This window comes from Tenacibaculum sp. AHE14PA (genome assembly GCF_019278465.1).
In the GTDB taxonomy this organism is placed as follows: Bacteria; Bacteroidota; Bacteroidia; order Flavobacteriales; family Flavobacteriaceae; genus Polaribacter; species Polaribacter bernardetii.
Window position 1 is genome coordinate 851,854 of the sequence record NZ_CP058983.1, and the last position, 20,044, is coordinate 871,897.

17 protein-coding genes are annotated in these 20,044 nt (G+C 30.0%); 7 read left to right on the plus strand and 10 right to left on the minus strand.

Annotated features, from left to right (window positions below):
• Position 1: 1 nt before the first annotated feature.
• Positions 2-772 (plus strand): zinc ribbon domain-containing protein, encoded by a 771-nt coding sequence (locus H0I30_RS03840; RefSeq protein ID WP_218772997.1) that lies wholly within the window; start codon positions 2-4, stop codon positions 770-772.
• 78 nt (positions 773-850) lie between these two features.
• Here the strand turns inward: H0I30_RS03840 and H0I30_RS03845 are convergent, their stop codons facing one another.
• From H0I30_RS03845 to H0I30_RS03875, 7 genes are all read right to left on the minus strand, one after another.
• Complete coding sequence (locus H0I30_RS03845; RefSeq protein WP_218772998.1) at positions 851-1,816, minus strand: succinylglutamate desuccinylase/aspartoacylase family protein; 966 nt, start codon at positions 1,814-1,816, stop codon at positions 851-853.
• Positions 1,809-2,696: a 30S ribosomal protein S6--L-glutamate ligase gene (rimK, locus tag H0I30_RS03850; RefSeq protein WP_255554310.1), complete on the minus strand. Its 888-nt coding sequence runs from the start codon at positions 2,694-2,696 to the stop codon at positions 1,809-1,811. The genes H0I30_RS03845 and rimK overlap by 8 nt, the downstream gene beginning before the upstream one ends.
• A 269-nt stretch (positions 2,697-2,965) precedes the next feature.
• Positions 2,966-4,810, minus strand: coding sequence for a DUF349 domain-containing protein (locus H0I30_RS03855; protein ID WP_218772999.1), 1,845 nt, complete (start codon positions 4,808-4,810; stop codon positions 2,966-2,968).
• A gap of 87 nt (positions 4,811-4,897) precedes the next feature.
• On the minus strand, positions 4,898-5,659 hold the full coding sequence (locus H0I30_RS03860) for a shikimate dehydrogenase (RefSeq protein WP_218773000.1): 762 nt from the start codon (positions 5,657-5,659) through the stop codon (positions 4,898-4,900).
• On the minus strand, positions 5,640-6,647 hold the full coding sequence (locus H0I30_RS03865; protein ID WP_218773001.1) for a DUF368 domain-containing protein: 1,008 nt from the start codon (positions 6,645-6,647) through the stop codon (positions 5,640-5,642). Before H0I30_RS03865 ends, H0I30_RS03860 begins: the two co-directional genes overlap by 20 nt.
• A gap of 33 nt (positions 6,648-6,680) precedes the next feature.
• Positions 6,681-7,604, minus strand: a complete 924-nt coding sequence (locus H0I30_RS03870; RefSeq protein WP_218773002.1) for a DUF368 domain-containing protein — start codon at positions 7,602-7,604, stop codon at positions 6,681-6,683.
• A gap of 10 nt (positions 7,605-7,614) precedes the next feature.
• Complete coding sequence (locus H0I30_RS03875) at positions 7,615-12,009, minus strand: translocation/assembly module TamB domain-containing protein (RefSeq protein ID WP_255554309.1); 4,395 nt, start codon at positions 12,007-12,009, stop codon at positions 7,615-7,617.
• A 178-nt stretch (positions 12,010-12,187) separates the two neighbouring features.
• On the opposite strand from H0I30_RS03875, the gene tsaD reads away from it, so the two are divergent.
• Positions 12,188-13,216 (plus strand): tRNA (adenosine(37)-N6)-threonylcarbamoyltransferase complex transferase subunit TsaD, encoded by a 1,029-nt coding sequence (gene tsaD, locus H0I30_RS03880; protein ID WP_218773003.1) that lies wholly within the window; start codon positions 12,188-12,190, stop codon positions 13,214-13,216.
• 423 nt (positions 13,217-13,639) lie between these two features.
• Here the strand turns inward: tsaD and H0I30_RS03885 are convergent, their stop codons facing one another.
• Positions 13,640-15,271, minus strand: coding sequence for an ABC-F family ATP-binding cassette domain-containing protein (locus H0I30_RS03885; protein ID WP_218773004.1), 1,632 nt, complete (start codon positions 15,269-15,271; stop codon positions 13,640-13,642).
• A gap of 193 nt (positions 15,272-15,464) precedes the next feature.
• Here H0I30_RS03885 and H0I30_RS03890 point away from each other — a divergent pair, with 193 nt between their 5' ends.
• The 3 genes from H0I30_RS03890 to H0I30_RS03900 all read left to right on the plus strand — a co-directional run bounded on the left by H0I30_RS03890 (position 15,465) and on the right by H0I30_RS03900 (position 17,686).
• Positions 15,465-16,493 (plus strand): hypothetical protein, encoded by a 1,029-nt coding sequence (locus H0I30_RS03890; RefSeq protein ID WP_218773005.1) that lies wholly within the window; start codon positions 15,465-15,467, stop codon positions 16,491-16,493.
• 138 nt (positions 16,494-16,631) lie between these two features.
• Positions 16,632-17,201 carry a hypothetical protein gene (locus H0I30_RS03895; protein WP_218773006.1) on the plus strand — a complete coding sequence of 190 codons (570 nt, stop codon included), beginning with the start codon at positions 16,632-16,634 and terminating at the stop codon, positions 17,199-17,201.
• On the plus strand, positions 17,198-17,686 hold the full coding sequence (locus tag H0I30_RS03900) for a hypothetical protein (protein ID WP_218773007.1): 489 nt from the start codon (positions 17,198-17,200) through the stop codon (positions 17,684-17,686). The genes H0I30_RS03895 and H0I30_RS03900 overlap by 4 nt, the downstream gene beginning before the upstream one ends.
• Before the next feature lie 191 nt (positions 17,687-17,877).
• Here the strand turns inward: H0I30_RS03900 and H0I30_RS03905 are convergent, their stop codons facing one another.
• Together H0I30_RS03905 and H0I30_RS03910 are read right to left on the minus strand one after the other, a co-directional pair.
• Positions 17,878-18,504 (minus strand): SDR family oxidoreductase, encoded by a 627-nt coding sequence (locus tag H0I30_RS03905; RefSeq protein ID WP_218773008.1) that lies wholly within the window; start codon positions 18,502-18,504, stop codon positions 17,878-17,880.
• 3 nt (positions 18,505-18,507) lie between these two features.
• Complete coding sequence (locus H0I30_RS03910) at positions 18,508-18,663, minus strand: YqaE/Pmp3 family membrane protein (RefSeq protein WP_218773009.1); 156 nt, start codon at positions 18,661-18,663, stop codon at positions 18,508-18,510.
• A 305-nt stretch (positions 18,664-18,968) separates the two neighbouring features.
• Between H0I30_RS03910 and H0I30_RS03915 the strand changes: the two genes are divergently transcribed.
• Complete coding sequence (locus H0I30_RS03915; protein ID WP_218773010.1) at positions 18,969-19,400, plus strand: hypothetical protein; 432 nt, start codon at positions 18,969-18,971, stop codon at positions 19,398-19,400.
• Positions 19,401-19,461: 61 nt separating this feature from the next.
• Positions 19,462-19,911, plus strand: coding sequence for a MarR family winged helix-turn-helix transcriptional regulator (locus tag H0I30_RS03920; protein ID WP_218773011.1), 450 nt, complete (start codon positions 19,462-19,464; stop codon positions 19,909-19,911).
• Positions 19,912-20,044: the final 133 nt, after the last annotated feature.

Here is a 20,044-nt window from a genome sequence, read left to right on the forward strand (position 1 = left end):
GATGGCAAAAAAAGAAGTAACGGTAGAAGAAAAGTTAAGAGCGTTATATGATTTACAGTTAATCGATTCTAGAATTGACGAAATCAGAAATGTTCGTGGTGAATTACCTTTAGAAGTTGAAGATTTAGAAGATGAAGTTGCCGGATTAAACACAAGACTTTCTAAGTTAAAAGAAGAAGCTACAAGTATAGATACTGATGTTAGCAATAAAAAATTAGCTATTACAGAATCTAAAGCTTTAATCGAAAAGTATGCAGAACAACAAAAAAATGTTCGTAACAATCGTGAGTTTGATTCTTTAACAAAAGAAGTTGAATTTCAAGAATTAGAAATTGAATTGTCTGAAAAGAGAATTAAAGAATACAAGGTTAAAATAGCTCAGAAGAACGAAGTTATTGAAAAAACTAAAGAGAAATTAAAAAAGCAAGAAAATCATTTAACTCACAAGAAAAATGAATTAGATGCTATTTTAAAAGAAACAGAGAAAGAAGAGCAATTATTAAAAGATAAATCTATAGAATATGCAAAATCTATAGATGACCATTTATTAACTGCCTATAACAGAATTCGTACAAAAGTAAGAAATGGTTTAGCCGTAGTTGCCATTGAACGTGGTGCTGCAGGAGGTTCTTTCTTTACAATACCACCTCAGGTACAGTTAGAAATTGCTAATCGTAAGAAAATTACAATCGATGAGCATAGTGGTCGTATCTTAGTAGATGCTGCTTTAGCGCAAGAAGAAAAAGAAAAAATTGACAACTTATTTGTTTAATATTTTACTTTTAAATATAAAAAAAAGCTCTCGAAAACGAGGGCTTTTTTTTATGCGTAATAATAACAGTTTAATCTTTTAACTATCGTGAATTGCTATATGCGCAATCGCATCTCCCTGATTTACGATTGGAGAATGGTTTAAGCAAATAATATAACCCGATACAGATGCTTTTATTTTTCTTTCAAAAAAACCATATGGATCGGTTATCAAACCAATAACGGCTCCTTTTTCTACAGGATCTCCATTACGTAATAATGACCTATACATACCAGAAGCACTAGCTCTTATCCATTTTGAATCGCTAAAAACAACTTGCTCCTCATCTTTATCAAAAGGCTTATATGTGGCTGGAAATTTTTTAACACCTAAATGATCTAAAACATTTAAAATCCCTGTAACCCCAACATGCGTTACTTTATTATTTATATCTAAAGACTTTCCTCCTTCATACAATAATACTTTTTTTCCTATTGCAACAGCCGATGCTCTAAAAGACTTATCACGCTCAGAAGAGTATTTAACAAACTTAGCTCCGAAAATCTTAGCTAAATTAAAAGTATCCGTATCATCTTCAGAAATTCTTACCTGCGGATAATTAAATCTATCATCACCACCTGTATGAAAATCAATACAATAATCTGCATACTCAACTACCTCATTCATAAAAGAATACGCAAAATTACTTGCTAAAGAACCTTTTTTAGTACCAGGGAAACTTCTATTTAAATCTTTACCGTCAGGAAATTCTCTTGTCTTAATGATAAACCCAAATACGTTTACCACAGGAACGCAGATAATCATTCCTGCATCTGGCACATTGTATTTATTAGCAACTATTTGTCTAACAATCTCAATTCCATTCACCTCATTACCATGAATACCTGCACTTACTAATACGCAAGGTCCATCTTTTTTGGCTCTACTTACAATAACAGCAACTTCTATTTTTGTTCTTGTATGTAATCGAGCAATATCCATTTTTATTTGATACGACTTACCAGGTAAAATTTTCTCTCCTAGTATTGTAATTTCTTTAGACATTTCTTTCTATATAACGAATAATGTTTTTAGCAATATCTAATTTAGTTGCTTGCTCTATACCTTCTAAACCAGGCGAAGAGTTTACTTCCATGATCATTGGTCCTGAATTAGATTGTAGCATATCTACCCCACAAACACTTAAACCTAATTTCTTTGCAGCTTTTAACGCAGCGTTTTCTTCTTCTTCTGTTAATTCAAATAATTCGGCAGTTCCTCCTCTATGTAAATTAGATCTAAACTCACCTTCTTTACCTTGTCTTTTCATTGCTCCAACTACATTTCCATCAACTACAAAAACACGTAAATCTGCTCCTTTAGCCTCTGCTATAAATTCCTGAACAATAACACGTGCTTGCAAACCATTAAAGGCTTCTAATACCGATTCTGCCGCACTTTTTGTTTCTGCCAAAACAACACCTACACCTTGCGTACCTTCAAGTAATTTAATAATACAAGGAGCTCCCCCTACTTTATTTATTACGGCACTAACATTTTTAGAGTTATTTGTAAAGGTAGTTTTAGGCATATTTAAACCAGCCTTAGATAGTACTTGCATGCTTTGCAACTTATCTCTAGAACACACCAAAGCTTGAGAGTTTAATGTAGAAAAAACATTCATCATCTCGAATTGGCGAACAACTGCAGTACCATAAAAAGTAATTGATGCTCCAATTCTTGGAATTACTGCATCTATGTTTTCTAAAAGTTTACCTTTATAATATATTTGCGGCTTTTTTTTCTCAATTAACAAATCACATTTTCCATGATCTATCACCAACATTTCATGTCCGCGTGCTTCTCCTGCAGCGACTAATCTTTTTGTTGAATATAACTCTGGATTCCTTGATAATACTGCAATTCTTAATTTTTGCATTTTCATTAAATTATTTAATTTTCAGACAACAAACATAGAGCATTTTATATTTTATATAGTAAAAAAAATAAAAATAAATTTTAAAGCTAAATCATTATAAAAAACCTAAATAAATAAGGGTTTAATAATTCATTTACAAAATTCTAATATTCATTGAGTATTTATATTTTCTTAATATAAGAAATTAAATTATTGGTAAAAAATTATCGCTATATTATATAAAAAAACTCGAATCATAAGATTCGAGTTTTATAGTAATTATTAAAAAAGTTAAATTAATAATCTAACTTTTTTACATATGATAATTTAGATTTCCAAATAGCTAATTGGTCTTTAAATTCCTGAATTCCTTTGCGAACATTTAAAACCAAAGGGTTGTCATCTTTAGCATTCGATATAAAACTTAAGTTATTCTCTAACTGCTGCATATCGCGAACAGATTCATCTATTTTTTTACGAATAAAGTACTGCTCGTTATCTAATTTCTTATAATCTTCTTGCAACAAGTAAGTATCTACAACATTTTTAAACTTCATCATTTCGATATCAGCTTTACTCATATTTAGGTTTCCTAAATGAGCGTCTATAGCCTTGTTAAATTTCTCATCTAAATGACGAGCGTTTCTTGGCAAAGAACCTAAATTTCTCCAATTAACAATGCTTTCTTTTATAGCTTCTAGCGTTAAATCTTCGGATGTTTTAAGGTTCTCTAAAAATTCTTTTTTAGTTTCTACAACAACTAACTGCTCTTTATTTTGTTCGTCTTTTTGAGCATGTAATCTATCGAAGTAGAAATTACATGCATTTTTAAAACGTTTCCATATATCATCAGAAAACTTTCTTGGCACATGACCAACCTTTTTCCAATCAGACTGAATACGCTTCATTGTATTGGTCGTTTCTTCCCAATCGTCACTATCTTTTATACTTTCAGCAAGCTCTATTAAGGCTATTTTTCTTTTTAAATTCTCATTTTGAGTACTTTTCTCTGCTTTATAAAAAACGTTTTTAGAGCTGTTAAACTTTTTGGTTGCGTTTTTAAATTGTTGCCAAACAGCTTCACTTTTATTATAAGGCAATTTACCTATGTCGAAATATTTTTTTCTTAATTTTTCTAACTCCACAATACTTTTCTGCCAATCGTTATGTGATTTATTCTTAGAAGTATCAAATGCATCTATCTCTGCTATAACTACTAATTTAGCATCAATCATTTCTTGATACTTAGATTTTAATTCTTTAAAATATAAGTGTCGTTTGTCGTGTATTTTTTTGGTAGCTTCACTAAATTTACCCCAAACATCTTCTCTATGTTCTTTTCCTACAGGGCCTATTTCTTCTTTCCACAAACGGTGTAAGTCTTGTAAATCTTTAAATGCAACATTTACATCTGCTACCTCGTTTAATTCTTCTGCTCGCGTAATTAACTTTAATTTCTCTTCTAAATTATGTTTAAAGTCAAGCTCTCTAAAGTCTTTATTTAAGTTTAATAAATCATAAAAACGCTCTACATGATGATGGTAAACCTTCCAAGTATCATTATATTTTGTTTTGGGTACAGGTCCAATCGTTTTCCAGCTTTTTTGAATTTTTTGAAAATCGTTGTACATCGTTTTTGCATCGGCAGTTACAATCAACGTTTTTAACTCATCTATTAAAACATTCCTTTCAGTAAGGTTCTCTTTTAATTGATTTTCTAATTGAGAATAATAAGCATCTCGTTTTGTTTTATACTCTCCTAGTAACTTATTGTATTCTGCTTTTACAGGACTTGAGAACTGAAAATCGATTGAATTTCCACCCTCAGCCAAGAAAGCTTCTTTTTTCTCTGCTAATAATGCACCAAACTTAGCATTAAATGCATTTTTAAGCGAATCGATATTCGATTTTAACTGCTGTACTTGATAGTTAGCTAATAACTTTTTTAATTCTTCAACCAATGAATCTAACTCCATAGAAGTATATTCTAACATTGGTATTTCGTGCTTTTCATCTGCTTTTTCAGCATCGTTAGCCACTTCATTCTCTACTTCGTTTACTGCATTTTCAGTTTCTGCTTTTACTACAGTATTTTCTTCAGTAATTGGTTGTTGTAATTTTTCTTCGTTATTTTCTAACATATCTACAATGTTTAAGTTCCTAATAATTAATTTTATAAATATACGGATTCTAATAGAATACCAAATTTTATTTTCAAGTAGTTATCGTTAGTTATCATTCCATATTTTCCAAGCTTTTTCTGCTTGCTGCTCTAACATTTCCAATCCGTTTTTTATTACGGAACCATTCTCTTTTCCTTTTCTTAAAAAAGTTGTTTCGGATGGATTATATATTAAATCAAACAATAAATGTTCTTTTGATATAAATTGATAAGGAATATCTGGGCAATCACTAATATTAGGATGTGTTCCTAAAGGTGTACAATTAATTATTAAGTGATGAGATTTAATCATTTTCTTTGTTACATCTTGATATGCAATTTGCCTATTCCCTTGCGGATTTCTTGAAACAAATTTATATTTAATATTTAATTTCTTAAGCACATAAGCAACCGCCATAGACGCACCACCTGTACCTAAAATTAAAGCTTTTTTATGATGATTTTTTAATAACGGTTTTAAAGACTTTTTAAATCCATAAACATCCGTATTAAAACCTTTTAACTTTCCTTTTTTAGATATTTTTATAGTGTTAACTGCGCCTACTTTTTGTGCTTTTCTATCTATTTTATCTAAATAATTAAAAACATCTAACTTATAAGGAATCGTTACATTCATTCCTTTTAATTGTTTTTTATGTGCTTTTATTTTTAAAGGCAGTTCTTTTATTTCTTGAATATCAAAATTTACATACTCATTACTATCAAGCCCTAACTCTTTAAATTTATTTGTAAAATATCCTTTCGAAAATGAATATGAAATGTTTTTACCCACTAAAGCATAAACATTGCTATTTTCTTTTTCTTCCATAAAAATCTATAATTAAAATTAAGGCAATACCAAAAATGATATAGCCTATTGAAATCCACGTTTCTACTATCGAAAAATCTGGCATAAATCGCTCGTAGTTTTCAACAACTCTATTTCCTTGTTGATCTAATAAAAAATCGTCGTTATTTACTTTGTATATTGTTTTTTTCCATGGCCATACAATACCTAAAGATCCGGTAATAAAACCTATAATAACTGCTGTTACTATTTGATTCCACCTTTTTAAAACATAGCCTAATATATGCGACATAGAAACTAACCCAAATGCAGAACCTGCTGTAAAAACACTTATAATTTTTAAATATCTAATTTTTGTTTGATCTTTTAAAACTTCAAAATCTCCCGACAAAATATTTGTAACAACACTTCCTAAAACATTTACACTATCAACCAATAGTAATACATAATTACCTAATAAAATTAGAATAAATGAACCCGAGAGACCTGGTAATGTCATTCCAGAAACACCTATAATTCCGCATATAAAAACAAACAAAAGATTGTCATTTTCTTTTGCAGGTGTCATAAAACTAATAAATATGCCTATTGACACTCCTACTACTAAAGCTACTAAATTTTTTGGCTGCCAATCTTTAAAATCTTTTGAAATATAATAAATAGACCCTATAATCATTCCAAAAAACCACGCCCAGACATATAACTCGTAATTTTTTAAAAAATAATCTAAAACTAAGGAAATACTAAAGTAACTAAACATGCTACCTAACATTACCGAAACTAAAAACTGTAAATTGATATACGCTGCAAAACTTTTAAATCTCCCTTTAAAAAGCAACATAAAGGCCTTGCCATTTATTCTTTGAAAAGAAAAAATAAGCTCTTTATAAAACCCCATTACAAAAGCTACCATACCACCAGAAACTCCCGGTACTTTATTGGCACTTCCCATAATTAACCCTTTAAAAAAAAGGTTTATTTTTTGTAATAGTGTACGTTGTATATACATTCTATGCTATTAGAGCTCTAAGATACTTATTTTCTATTGCTCTTTTACAGCAAGTTTTTCTAGTAGTAAGATTAATGCAAAACCGATGATGATTAATATTGATGCATACATTAATTGCGGATTTCCATCATATGCAAAAGGTGAAACTGATAACTCATTAAAAGGCACTTGCTCTCCGTGAGAATTTGTTCTAAATGTTAATGCTTTTTTCCAAGGCCAAATTTTATTTAACGAACCTATTATAAACCCTGTTAAAACAGCTAGTGTATAATTTTTATAATTTGCAAATAAGTATTTTAAAACTCTAGAAAAAGATAACAATCCTATAATTGCTCCTGCTCCAATAGCTGCTATCGTTGTAAAATCACGATTATTTACTGCGGCTAGCACAGGTTTATAAGCTCCTAAAAGCACTAATATAAACGAACCTGAAATACCTGGCAAAATCATAGCACAAATAGCTATTGCACCTGCAAAAAACATAAAAAGAGTTGATGAATTTTCGGATATCATCGGATTTAAAGTTGTTATATAATATGCTACAACGGCACCTACAGCAACCAAAAAAAAGGCTATAATATTCCACTTTGTAATTTGTTTTGCAATATAAATTACACTTGCTAAAACCAATCCGAAGAAAAAAGACCACAATAAAATTGGATGGCTTGTTAATAACCAAGAAATTACTTTTGCTAAAGAAATAACGCTAATAAACATCCCAACAAATAGCGATGCTAAAAAATTACCATTTAATTGTTTCCAAGCAGCTTTTAAACCATCATTTTTTAATGTCTTAAATAGGCCTAAATTAATATTACTTATCGATCTTAACAATTCCTCGTAAATTCCTGAAATAAAAGCAATGGTTCCTCCTGAAACTCCAGGAACAACATCTGCTGCTCCCATGGCAATTCCTTTTAACATGATTACCAAGTAATCTTTTTTGGTTCTGTTCATATAAATATGGTTATTCTTTCTCTTCTTTTGCCTTAAAGCGTATTAATTTTTTCTTTTGGGGTTGTAAACTGTCTTTTTTTACGGTTTTTTTCTTTAAACCTAATTTTTTACCTAAATCTGATAAATTATTAAAGTTTACTTGATATGAAAGACCAATACCTTGTGTATAGCCTTCTTCTTCTGTAGAATATTGCACTTCGTTTTGTCGGTTAAAAACAGTTCCTCTTAAATTACCTTCTTCATTTAATAAAACTTCCACCTTTACCTCACCTACAACACTTGTTTGTGTATTTGCTCCCACCGGAACCCCTACTTTACCATTAACAAGAACACGATCGCTTAATTGCGTTGAGATAGATACATCTACCTGATCATCTGATCGCAAACTATTAACATCACCTCTATCTCCTTGGGTATAACCTAATCCTAATTGAAACTTATTTCCTTTACTATTTAACATATCTGTTAAAATACTTGAGGCTATTTCTGATGCCGTACCTGTTAATCCTGATGCTGCGCTATTACCTATCGTTTCTTCATTATAAAAAGTACCAAAGGCTAACAAAAATGTAAAGTGTTGCATTTTTGTATTTAAATCATTTCCGTTTAAAATAAATTCTAACTCTGATGCTACTGTTGAATTTGCGTTCGGAATTTTAATATCAAACTCTTGCTTTGAACTAAATAAACCTCCTGTTATTTTAGTATATAAATCAATAGGTATTTTTCGATTCGAGTTAATATTATCTAACAATTGTGACGGATTTGCTTTGGTCTTATAAATTGCAGTTAAATCTAACTCTGCATCATACGGACTTCCGTTCCAAGCAATCGTTCCTCCCTTTTGAACCGTAAAAGGTTTTGTTATTCCGGCATATTTAAAATTATATAATCCTTTATCTATTTCAAAGTCTCCATACATTTTAAATTTACCAAGCGTATTAATATCAATTCTTAAATTTCCTTCTCCACTCCCTTTTAACTCACTTCCAGAAACTTTATCTATCACTACCTGAGCAATAGCATCTTTGGTTACTGCTAGATTTATTTTTAAATCGAGTCCTTTTATATCCTTTATTGTCTTATTTATATTTTCATCTTCGGGCTTACCTGTTTTAAAACGGATTAACCTATAATTATCTATTGTTTTTACGTTGTTTAAAGGAATTACAAACACAGTTCCTTTGTTTGTTTTACCTTCTACAATAATATCTAAATTACTAGTAAGTCCTCTAATTTCTGCACTTCCATCTAAAAATCCTGTACCGTAATAAGAAGACTCCTCAGTTTCTGAGGTATCTAATATTAATAAATTTCGAGTTTTTATATCTAGTTTTAAATACCAATCTTTAAAATTTTGATGCGCAATATATCCTGATAAAGTTCCTTTCGTCTTGTGTTTTGTATCTTCTAATAAGAAATTATTTAGTGTAAACTGCTGCTTATCTAAAGTAATGCTTGTTTTACCTTTAAAGTCGAAATCGATATTTAAATACGGAAAAGTTAAACCAGCATCTTTAAATTTTAATACTCCCTGAAAATCAGGGTTATTTAAAAACCCTTTGGCTGTAAAATCTCCAGTAACTTTTCCTCGTAACTTACTTAAAACTTCTTTTCCTAAAGGACTAAAAGCAGCTAATTCGTATTCTTTTAAAGACACATCCAAATCAATTGTTGATCTCTTTTTTGATAAATCAATCTCCCCTTTTGCCGAAATATTCTTAGCATTTTCACTAACTAAAGAAAGATTTACGTTGTATTTTTCGTAAGAATTGTTTCCAGTAACATCTAGCGCTAAATCACCTTGCGAAAACTCATTTATTTTAAAATTATCTATGGTTAAATTTCCTTTTGGTGCTATTTTATCTCCTTCTTGCTTAAAATCTATAACTCCGCTTAAATCACCATCTAAACGCAAACTATCAACCAAGGGCAAAAAACTCCCTAATTTAACCTTATCAAAAGTAGCTTCTAAATCTTTATATGTACTGTCTCTAACAACTCCCTTAAATTCAATTTTTTGTGCTGCGGATTGAAATATAAATGGACTAATCTTAAAGTTATTCTTCTTTAAATCGAACGCTACTTTATGATTTCTATCTTCTTTTTCATTTATAACCCAATCAAATCCTTTGTAATTAAGAGTAGATTTTTGAATTCCCACAACCGATTTTTGCAATTCATTAATGGTATAATAAAAATCTAAATTGAAACTTTCAGAATACTCCTTGCCACCTTTAAAAACAGATTTAAAATACAAAGTATCATTTTCTGTTCTGTTTAAAAGATTCAGTTTTTCTATATTATAATGTTTTGTGTTAATTTTACTTGCCGTTAACTGCGTATTATATAATGGATTTTTATTATCCATTCTTAACACTATATTTTCTATAACATTCTTATAAACATCAACTTCGGGTGAAGTAAAAATTAGTTTTAATGCATTCTTATCTGAATTTATTTTTCCTTTTAACCTTGTGTTTTTACCTATAGATATGTTTGGTAAAAAGATATCTATAATTTGATTATAAATAGTAAAATCGAAATCTAAAAACTGATTTGGTGCTACTTTATTAGGTTGGTAATTTGTATAAACACTTCCCAAAGCATTTTGAGTTATCGGAATTAGTTCTTCAAACGTAAATTTCCCTTTTAATGCTCCTCTTACAATATCTTCAGAGTTTACCTCTATTGTTTTGATACTGTCTTTTACCGATGAGTTTATTTCGAATATTTTAAAAGGATATTGTTGTTTTTGATTTGTATAAATTAAGTTTTCGAAAGTTGCTTTTCCTACAATATCATCAAAAGTATTTCCTGATATATTTAAATTGATAATACCCTTTAACTCAGAAATACTATCTCGAGTAAATAAATTTGTTCTTTTTAGATCTATCTTATCAATATTCGCAATAAAATCAAACTTATTTATTTCTGATGAAAAATCCGCTAATCCTTCAAATCTCAAATTAAAATTATCATCTTTAGAACTTAGCAAACCATCAAATTTCTTGTTCTGAAATTGTCCGTTAACGTTTAAGTTTTTGTAATTATAATCATTAAATTCTAGGCTACTAACTTTACCTATAATAATAGTATTTATATTATTTACATTAAAACCACTTCCATTAACATCTGCCTTTAATGATACTTTTCCTAATACAGCATCATTTGCAAAAACTCCTAAATCTAAATTTTTAAATTCTACTTCACCAATATAAGTAGCGTCTTCAATTTTATCTATATTGGTTAACTGAAGGTCAGAAGTTATCGATCCTATTTCTGAATTTACAGAAAGTGTCGCATCCATTTGTTCGGGCGTAATTCTAATAAGCCCCTTTAATTTAAAGTCGCCTAATCTTTCAAATTCTGGCGGTAAGGATTTACCTAATAAGTTAGGCAATACATTTTTTAATTGAGAATAATTTGCTGTAACATTGTCTAAATCTGCATCAAAAACAAATCCTCTACTTGTTTTAACTGCATTAACAAAACCCATGTCTCCAATAACTTTCATTCCGTTTTTAGAATAAAGTCTAATATTGTTCGCACTAAAGTTATTTAATACACCATTAATATTTCCTTGAAAATATAAAATATCATTACCGTTTAACTCGTCATATAATTTATTTAAATCTTTAACAGCAAGAGCACTTTTAACAAAATTTGCTTTAATTTTTACTTTATCATTAAAGTTAACAAAATCTTTACGGTCGTAGGTAAATTTTATGTCTCCTTGTATTTTTGAATTATGGCTAGTTTTTAATACTGTTTTATCTAAATTCATATACGATCTTGTGTATATAAAATCAGTTGTTAAGTTAGATACCTTAATGCCTCTATTTTCTGTAAAACTCATTCCCCTCATATTCAAAGAAATGTCAGGCCCAATAATAGAAAAATCTAATATGTTTCCGTAAGCGTTATAAGCGGCAAATTTAAGTGGATTTCTTTCGTTTTCATCTAGTAGTTTAAACGTTAAGTTCTCTAAAGTAATTTTATTACTTTTTAATACAAAAGGATTAGATAAGCTATCTTTAGGTTTACCATCATCAAAACTGTCGATAAAGATAGACATGTTATCGTCGTCTTCTCCTTTGTATTTTTTCATATTAAAATAAGCACCACTTAAAGAAGCTTCGCCTAAATCAACATTATTCTCTACTATTCGTTTAACATTTTGTAGAGAAGTGCTTAAATTTTCAACAAAAATTAGGGTGTCTTTATGATGGTCTCTAATTTCAATTCCTTTTAGCTGAACACTCCCCAACCATGATAAATCTACCTTCTTAACAACAATATTAGTATTGTACTCTTTGTTAAGCCAGTTCGTTGCTTGTTTCGCTAGTTCGCTTTGAACAATTGGTAGTGATAATAAAATAATAAGCAAGACTAATAAAAGCACAAAGTACTTTAAAAATCTCCACAATATTTCGCCTACTTTTTTAATGAGAATGTTATTTATAAATGACTAACAAATGTACTCAGCTAACTGCAAAAATGTTGCCTTATTTTAAAGAAATATTAATTTTAACGAAATTCTAACGCAATATCGATATTTTTGCATTTTAATACAACATACATTGAGTACAAAAAACAGCTATATCTTAGGTATTGAAAGCTCTTGTGACGACACAAGTGCTTCAGTAATTTATAACGGAAAAGTAATAAGTAATGTGGTTGCCAATCAGGAAATACATGCTAAATATGGCGGTGTTGTTCCCGAACTTGCATCAAGAGCGCATCAGCAAAATATTGTTCCGGTAGTACAACAAGCTATCGAACAAGCTAATATTACCAAACACGATTTAAATGCTATTGCTTTTACACGTGGTCCTGGCTTAATGGGATCGTTATTGGTAGGTACTTCATTTGCTAAATCCTTTGCCTTAGGTTTAAATATTCCGCTAATAGATATAAACCATATGCAGGCGCATATTTTGGCTCATTTTATTAAAGATGAGGGTAGTAAAATACCGCCTTTTCCTTTTGTGTGCTTAACCATAAGTGGCGGACATACCCAGATTGTAAAAATCACCAATCATTTTGAGATGGAAATTTTAGGTGAAACTATTGATGATGCTGTGGGGGAAGCTTTTGATAAATCAGCAAAAATACTAGGCTTACCTTATCCTGGTGGTCCTTTAATTGACAAATATGCGCAATTAGGAAATCCGAAAGTATATCAATTTACAAAGCCTAAAGTGGGCGATTTACAATTTAGTTTTAGCGGATTAAAAACAGGGATTTTACGTTTTATTCAGAAAAATGTAAAAGAGAATCCTAATTTTATTGCAGAAAACTTACACGATATCTGTGCGTCAATTCAACATACAATTGTTGAAATATTAATGGATAAATTAAAAAACACCGTTAAACAAACCGATATTAAACACATTGCTATTGCTGGTGGAGTTTCTGCTAATTCAGAAATCAGAAAACGTTTAGAGCTTGCCGAAAAACATTGGGGATGGACAACCTACATTCCAAAATTTGAATACACTACCGATAATGCTGCCATGATTGCCATTGCCGGTTATTTAAAATATTTAAACAACGATTTTTCTGATATTTCGGTTACCGCCAAAGCACGATTAAAAGTTACCGAATAACTATTTTAATATCTTATTTATTTATACAAAACACCGTTAAAATTATTTAACGGTGTTTTTTGTTTAAGAGCTTGTTTAAAAAGAAACTGTCAGTTCGAGTGATTTTTTTCCTTCAAAAAATTGTATCGAGAACTTTTTTAACATCAAAATAAAACGATTCAAATTCTCGATACAATTATAATTCCTTTTAGTCATTAAAATCACTCGAATTGACAAAATTGTAGCAAATCAGGATGAGAAACTGAAATAAATTCAGTTTAACGGATTCAATTGACTATTTCCTTTCTATAAAAATTTAAACTCTAAATATAAAATTTAGTACAAATTTCTAGCCCCGATTGCAGCATTTGTTTGAGCTCTTTATTTAATTTTTCTTCAAAAAAAGCGAGTGCGGAAAGCGGGAAATTGCTTCAAAAAATAATTCTATAAGTCGATTTCTTTTAACGCTTTTATATTATTACGTTCTAAAAAAGCATCAATAGTTTCGAAATGCTCAATAACACGTTGATCTTTAAATTCGAATACTTTTTCTGATAAACCTTGCAGGAAATCACGATCGTGAGATACTAAAATTAAGGTTCCGTCGAAATGCAATAACGCTTCTTTTATCACATCTTTAGATCGTAAATCTAAGTGATTGGTAGGCTCATCTAAAATTAACACATTTACAGGTTCTAGCAATAATTTAACCATTGCCAAACGTGTTTTCTCTCCTCCAGAAAGCACTTTTACTTTCTTTTCAATATCATCACCAGCAAACATAAAACGACCTAAAATATTTTTTATTTGCGTTCGCACGTCACCTTCTGCAACCTCATCTACCGTTTGAAAAACTGTTAATTCAGGATCTAATAATGATGCCTGATTCTGTGCAAAATAGCCAACCTTAGCATTATGTCCTAATCCACATTCACCATCAAAATCTATTTCTCCCATAATTGCTTTAATCATGGTTGATTTCCCTTCACCGTTTCGTCCAACAAACGACACTTTTTCACCACGAGAAATTGAAAAAATAGCCTCTTCAAAAACGGTTAAATCACCGTATTTTTTGGTTAAGTTTTCTACTTTTACAGGATAATCTCCCGAACGTGGCGATGGCGGAAAACGTAGTTTTAACGAAGTGGTATCTACTTCATCAATTTCTATTGGAACAATTTTTTCTAACATACGTACTCGCGATGCAACTTGATTGGTTTTAGAATACGTTCCTTTAAAACGCTCTATAAAGCCTTTAATATCATCAATTGTTTTTTGTTGTTCTTGATACGCTTTTATTTGGTGCGAACGACGTTCTTTTCTAAGCTCTAAATAATGTGAGTAATTAGCTTTATAATCGTGAATCGTTCCCATGGTAACCTCAATAGTTCGGTTGGTTATATTATCGATAAATGCTTTATCGTGCGAAATTACCACTACTGCTTTGGCTTTGTTTAATAAGAAATTTTCTAACCAAATCACAGATTCGATATCTACATGATTCGTAGGTTCATCGAGTAAAATTAAATCGGGTTTTTGTAATAAAATTTTAGCCAATTCGATACGCATACGCCAACCTCCACTAAATTCGCTTGTTAAACGGTCAAAATCTTCTTGTTTAAATCCTAATCCTTTCAGCGCCTTTTCTACCTCAGCTTCGTAATTTACCTCTTCTAACGCATAATAACTTTCGCCTAAATCGGTAACACGCTCAATAATTTTCATGTATTCTTCCGATTCGTAATCGGTACGTGTTTCTAACTGCTTATTTAATGATTCCATTTCAGCTTTCATCTTAAAAACAGCATCAAAAGCTTTAGAAGCTTCTTCACGAACCGTACAATTATCTTCCATTAATAAATGCTGTGGCAAGTATGCAACTACTGTATCTTTCGGGCTCCTAACTCCGCCTTTACTAGCTTTAGAAACTCCTGCCATAATTTTCATCATAGTTGATTTTCCAGCACCGTTTTTACCCATTAAAGCAATTTTATCATTTTCGTTTATAACAAACGAAACATCTTTGAATAAGGTTTTTCCACTAAACTCAACCGTTAATTGATCTACAGTAATCATGCGTATGTATTTTGAATCGCGAAATTAGCAAAAACTGTGCATAACTTATTAAAAACTTTAAGGAATGCTATTTCTTCATTTCGCTATATTTACAAGAAAAAATTACTAATACATTATACGGCCCTTATTTTATAATCGGGAAGAATTGAATGAGTTTTTGGATATAACGAGTTGGAAATAATTAAAAAAATAGATGAATAAAATAATAAACATTCAGAAAAATTTAATAATATTCGGAATACCAATGTTGATTTTTGGGTTGATGGCTTTCATTGCCAAAACTTCGTTGTTTCAAATGAACACTAATAGTTTATCTGCTGGAATTACATTTGATCTTTTATTCACTGCTCCCTTTATTTACTTCTTATTAATTAAAAAAACCAGCATTCCAAAAACTACTATTATTCCATTTTTATTTCTAGGGTTAATCATTTGCTCAATAATACTTCCACAAGAAAATCAGCAGTATTTAAACATATTTAAAACTTGGGTTCTACCACTTGTCGAATTATCAGTTTTATCATATGTGATTTATAATATTAGAAAAGGAATAAAATTTTATAAACAAAAAAAGGGTGTTTCTTTTGATTTTTTTACTACTCTAAAGAATACGTGTTATGAAATACTGCCCAAAAATGTTGTAATTCTTGTCGTAACAGAAATTGCTATTTTTTATTATGGTTTTATTTATTGGAAAAAAAGAGTTTTAAAAGAAAATGAATTCTCATATTATAAGGATAGCGGAACAATAACTTTACTAATTGCAATTATATTTATCGTTACAATCGAAACAGTTGTTTTACACATTTTACTTACAAAATGGAGTAGTTTTGCCGCTTGGGTTTTCACTTTTTTTAGCGTTTATTTTGGAATTCAAGTTTTTGGCCTTTTAAAGTCAATACTTAAAAGACCTATATCAATCGAAAATGATATGCTATTTCTTCGGTATGGAATTATGTCGGAAACAACTATTGATCTAAAAAATATTGACATAGTAGAAATTTCATCGAAAGATATAGAGGTAAATAAAGAAACTAAAAAATTATCATTTTTAGGAGAATTGGAAGGTCATAATATTATAATCCGTTTGAAAAAAGAAAATGAATTAATTGGACTTTATGGGGTAAAAAGAAAATACAAGAATTTAGCATTATTTGTTGACAACAAAATTGAATTCAAAAACCGAATAAATAACGCCATACAACATATAATTCATTCCTAGTGCAACTTCACACACTAAATCCATACTTACCTGGGGATTAACCATCCAGTTTATATTTACTAAATTAGCTCTTTAAAACTCACAATTTATCCACCATAAACTCTTTATAAAAATTTTTGGACCTAATAACCTAACTTAATGAAAAAAAAATTATTTCTAATATTACTAAGCATAAGCGTTTTTACAGTAGCCCAAAACAAGACTGAAAGTGAAAAAGATATAATCAAACTATCTAAAATAAAACGACATAGCATTAGCCTAGATATAATTGCCGGACTAGTCTTTCCTGCTTTTAATCCAAGGTATGAGTACGCTTTAAATAAGTACAGTGCTATTGGTGCAGATCTAAATATTAATTTTGATAATGAAAATGGATCAGATCTCTTAGAGGTGTTTTCTTTCTCTCCTTATTATAGACAGTACTTTTTTTCAAAAGAAGATTATGGTGCTAAAGGTTTCTATGGTGAAGGCTTTTTAAAATTCTACACCTATAAAGACGATATAAATTCCTTTTTTGGAGGCTCAACAAATACTGAATCTTATTTTGAAACAGCGGTAGGTGTAGGTATTGGCTGGAAATGGATAAGTGACTCTGGATTCTTGATCGATATAAATGGTGGAATAGGTCGTAATCTTGGTTTCTCTAGTGCTCCTGAACAACGAGGTCTTACAGGCAAATTTGGGATAAATTTTGGATGGCAATTATGAAAAAATTGCAATGGAGCAAAGACTTCTTTGATACCTCAACCAAATTAACAGAAGCTAATAAAAATATAGCCGTTTTAAATGCTGAATGGTTTTCTGACACTGCGAACTTAGAACTGAATGACGAAAAATTTAAGTTTGAAAAACAGGGGGTTTTCAGTAGTGATTTTTTGATTAAAAATACTACAGAAAAAAAAGTAATAGGAAGTATTAAATACCATTCATTTAAAACTAGAGCAACCGTAAAAATTGAAGATAAAGAATTTATTTGGACTCAAAAAGATTTTTGGGGTAGTCAATGGATTTTAACTGATAATAACCAAACAATAGCTACTTATAAAAGTGATTACTTTTCTGGCGGAAAAATTGAAACAACAAGTGATGATTATTTATTAATTTCAACAGGCTTATTTATCACAAATTATTATTTAAAAATGATGCTTGCTTTTTTTATGATTATAATGATTCCTATTTTTATAAATCGATAATACAACTCATAAACAACAACTTAACTTCTTGTTTCATAAAAAAAAGAGATATCGCTAAATATCTCTTTTTTTGTTTTTATAAAATTATAAAGTTTGCTAATCAAGTTCACTTTCGCAAACCGCCATTATTAGTTACTCTTTTAATTTTCATATTTAATTTGTGACTTAGATAAAATCTAACTCGCTTACGTTTATAATTGCTGCATCGCTTCACCAATTACGGTTTCACCTTCTATAATCTCGAAAACCCTATTATTTGGTGCGTCATCATTTAAAGCTAATACCAGAGTTTCGGCAACATCTGCTCTACTAATCTCTCCTTGCTTATGTAGCTTTTCTTTTAACATTATTTTTCCTTTCCCATCACCATTCGTTAATGCTCCGGGTCTTACAATTGCAAAATTCAACCCACTTTTAATAAGATGGTCATCTGCCTTTTGCTTCGCTTTCATATACGCTTGTAAATCTCCTGCCGCTTCTGGGCTATCAGCTCCCATAGAACTTAACATAACGAACTTATTAATATTAGCCATTTTAGCCGCTGATATTAATCGCTTAGCGCCTTCCTGATCTACTTCAATCACGTTTTTCCCTCCAGATCCCGCTGCAAAAATTACTTTATCTATATCCTTAACCGTATGTGTAATATCTTTTGTTAAATCACCCAATACAGTATCTATATTTTCCGATTTAAATTGCGCAACTTGTTCTTCTTTTCTTACCATGGCAATCGGATTAAAGTTTTGCGATGATTTTAAAAGTTGTACTATTTTTTTTCCTGTGGTACCATTTGCACCTGCTACTAATATATTTTTCATAATTTATTTACTATTTATAAATAAAGCATAAATAACGCCTGGTATCCAGCCTACAAGTGTTAAAAGAAGACTTATTAAAAATTCTGTTCCTAGCCCATGTTTTAAAAACACTGCTAATGGTGGTAAAAGAAAACTTAATAGTATGGTTAATATCGACATAATTTATGTTTTATTGGTTCGATACAAAATTATAACACTTCTAGGCTTCAACTTAACTTGAATCATTTTAACATTAGCGCATTTAATAAAAGCGTTAACCGATTATGATTGATCGATCATATAAGTCGGATTAAATTAAGAACCAAGCTTAAAAACTATTAAAAAACAGCAATATTTAAAAACCAACATAAATAAAACAATGTTTTGGTTATAACGATTTAGTAACAAGTAAAAATCACAATATATTTGGCAAAACCCTACTTTATGTATAAATTTGTATCGTTCACGATTAAAACTCAAGCAATATGAATAACACAAAAACGAATACAGTAAAAAACATTTTTAGAATTCTGCTGGGTTCCTTTATGCTTTATGCAGGAATTGGGCATTTAACTTTTTTAAGAACAGAATTTCTTGCACAAGTGCCTACTTGGTTATCAACAGATGAAGGTTTAATGGATATTGTTGTGCTTGCATCTGGTGTAGTAGAAATTGCTTTTGGAATTCTTATGATACTAGGTGGAAAACTAAAAATTAAAACAGGACTTGCATTGGCGATCTTTTTTGTGTTGATTTTTCCAGGAAACATCAATCAATATGTAAATCAAATAGACTCTTTTGGACTAAATACAGATAGTAAAAGGTTAATTAGATTGTTTTTTCAACCTATATTAATTCTTTGGGCATTATGGTCAACAGGTGCATTGTCTTTTTTAAAAAACAGACTAAAAAAATAATGCTATTTTAAACAAACAATTTAAGCGCTAAAAAATATTAAACTGTATAAAACCTATACAAATGGAAAAAAATCACGAGCAACTTAAATTAGAAAATCAAATTTGTTTTCCGCTATATTCTCTTTCTAGGTTACTCATCCAACAATATAAACCTTTACTAGAGCAGTTAGATATTACCTATCCTCAATATTTAGTTTTATTGGTGCTTTGGGAAGAAAATGAAATTCCTGTAAAAAAAATTTGTGAAAAATTACTTTTAGAAACCAACACCCTTACACCACTTCTAAAAAGAATGGAAACAAATGGCTTTATAAAACGAACTCGTTCTAAAAAAGACGAAAGAATGGTCATTATTTCATTAACACAAAAAGGAAATGACTCGTATAAGAAAGCAATCGGAATACCAAAAAAACTCATTGATAAGTTAGATTGTTTTTCGATAGATAAAAAGGATATGGAAACTATGAAAAATATTTTGGATAAAATTATTACTACGGATAAAAACAACTAAAAAAAGTATCTAAATCCATATACAATTAATGCCTTGTGCTAACTTAAGCTTAAAATCCATACAGATTTCCATTAGATTTGTATGTGCTAAAATTAAGTACTTATAACACGCAACAAACGCCTAAGTAAACATT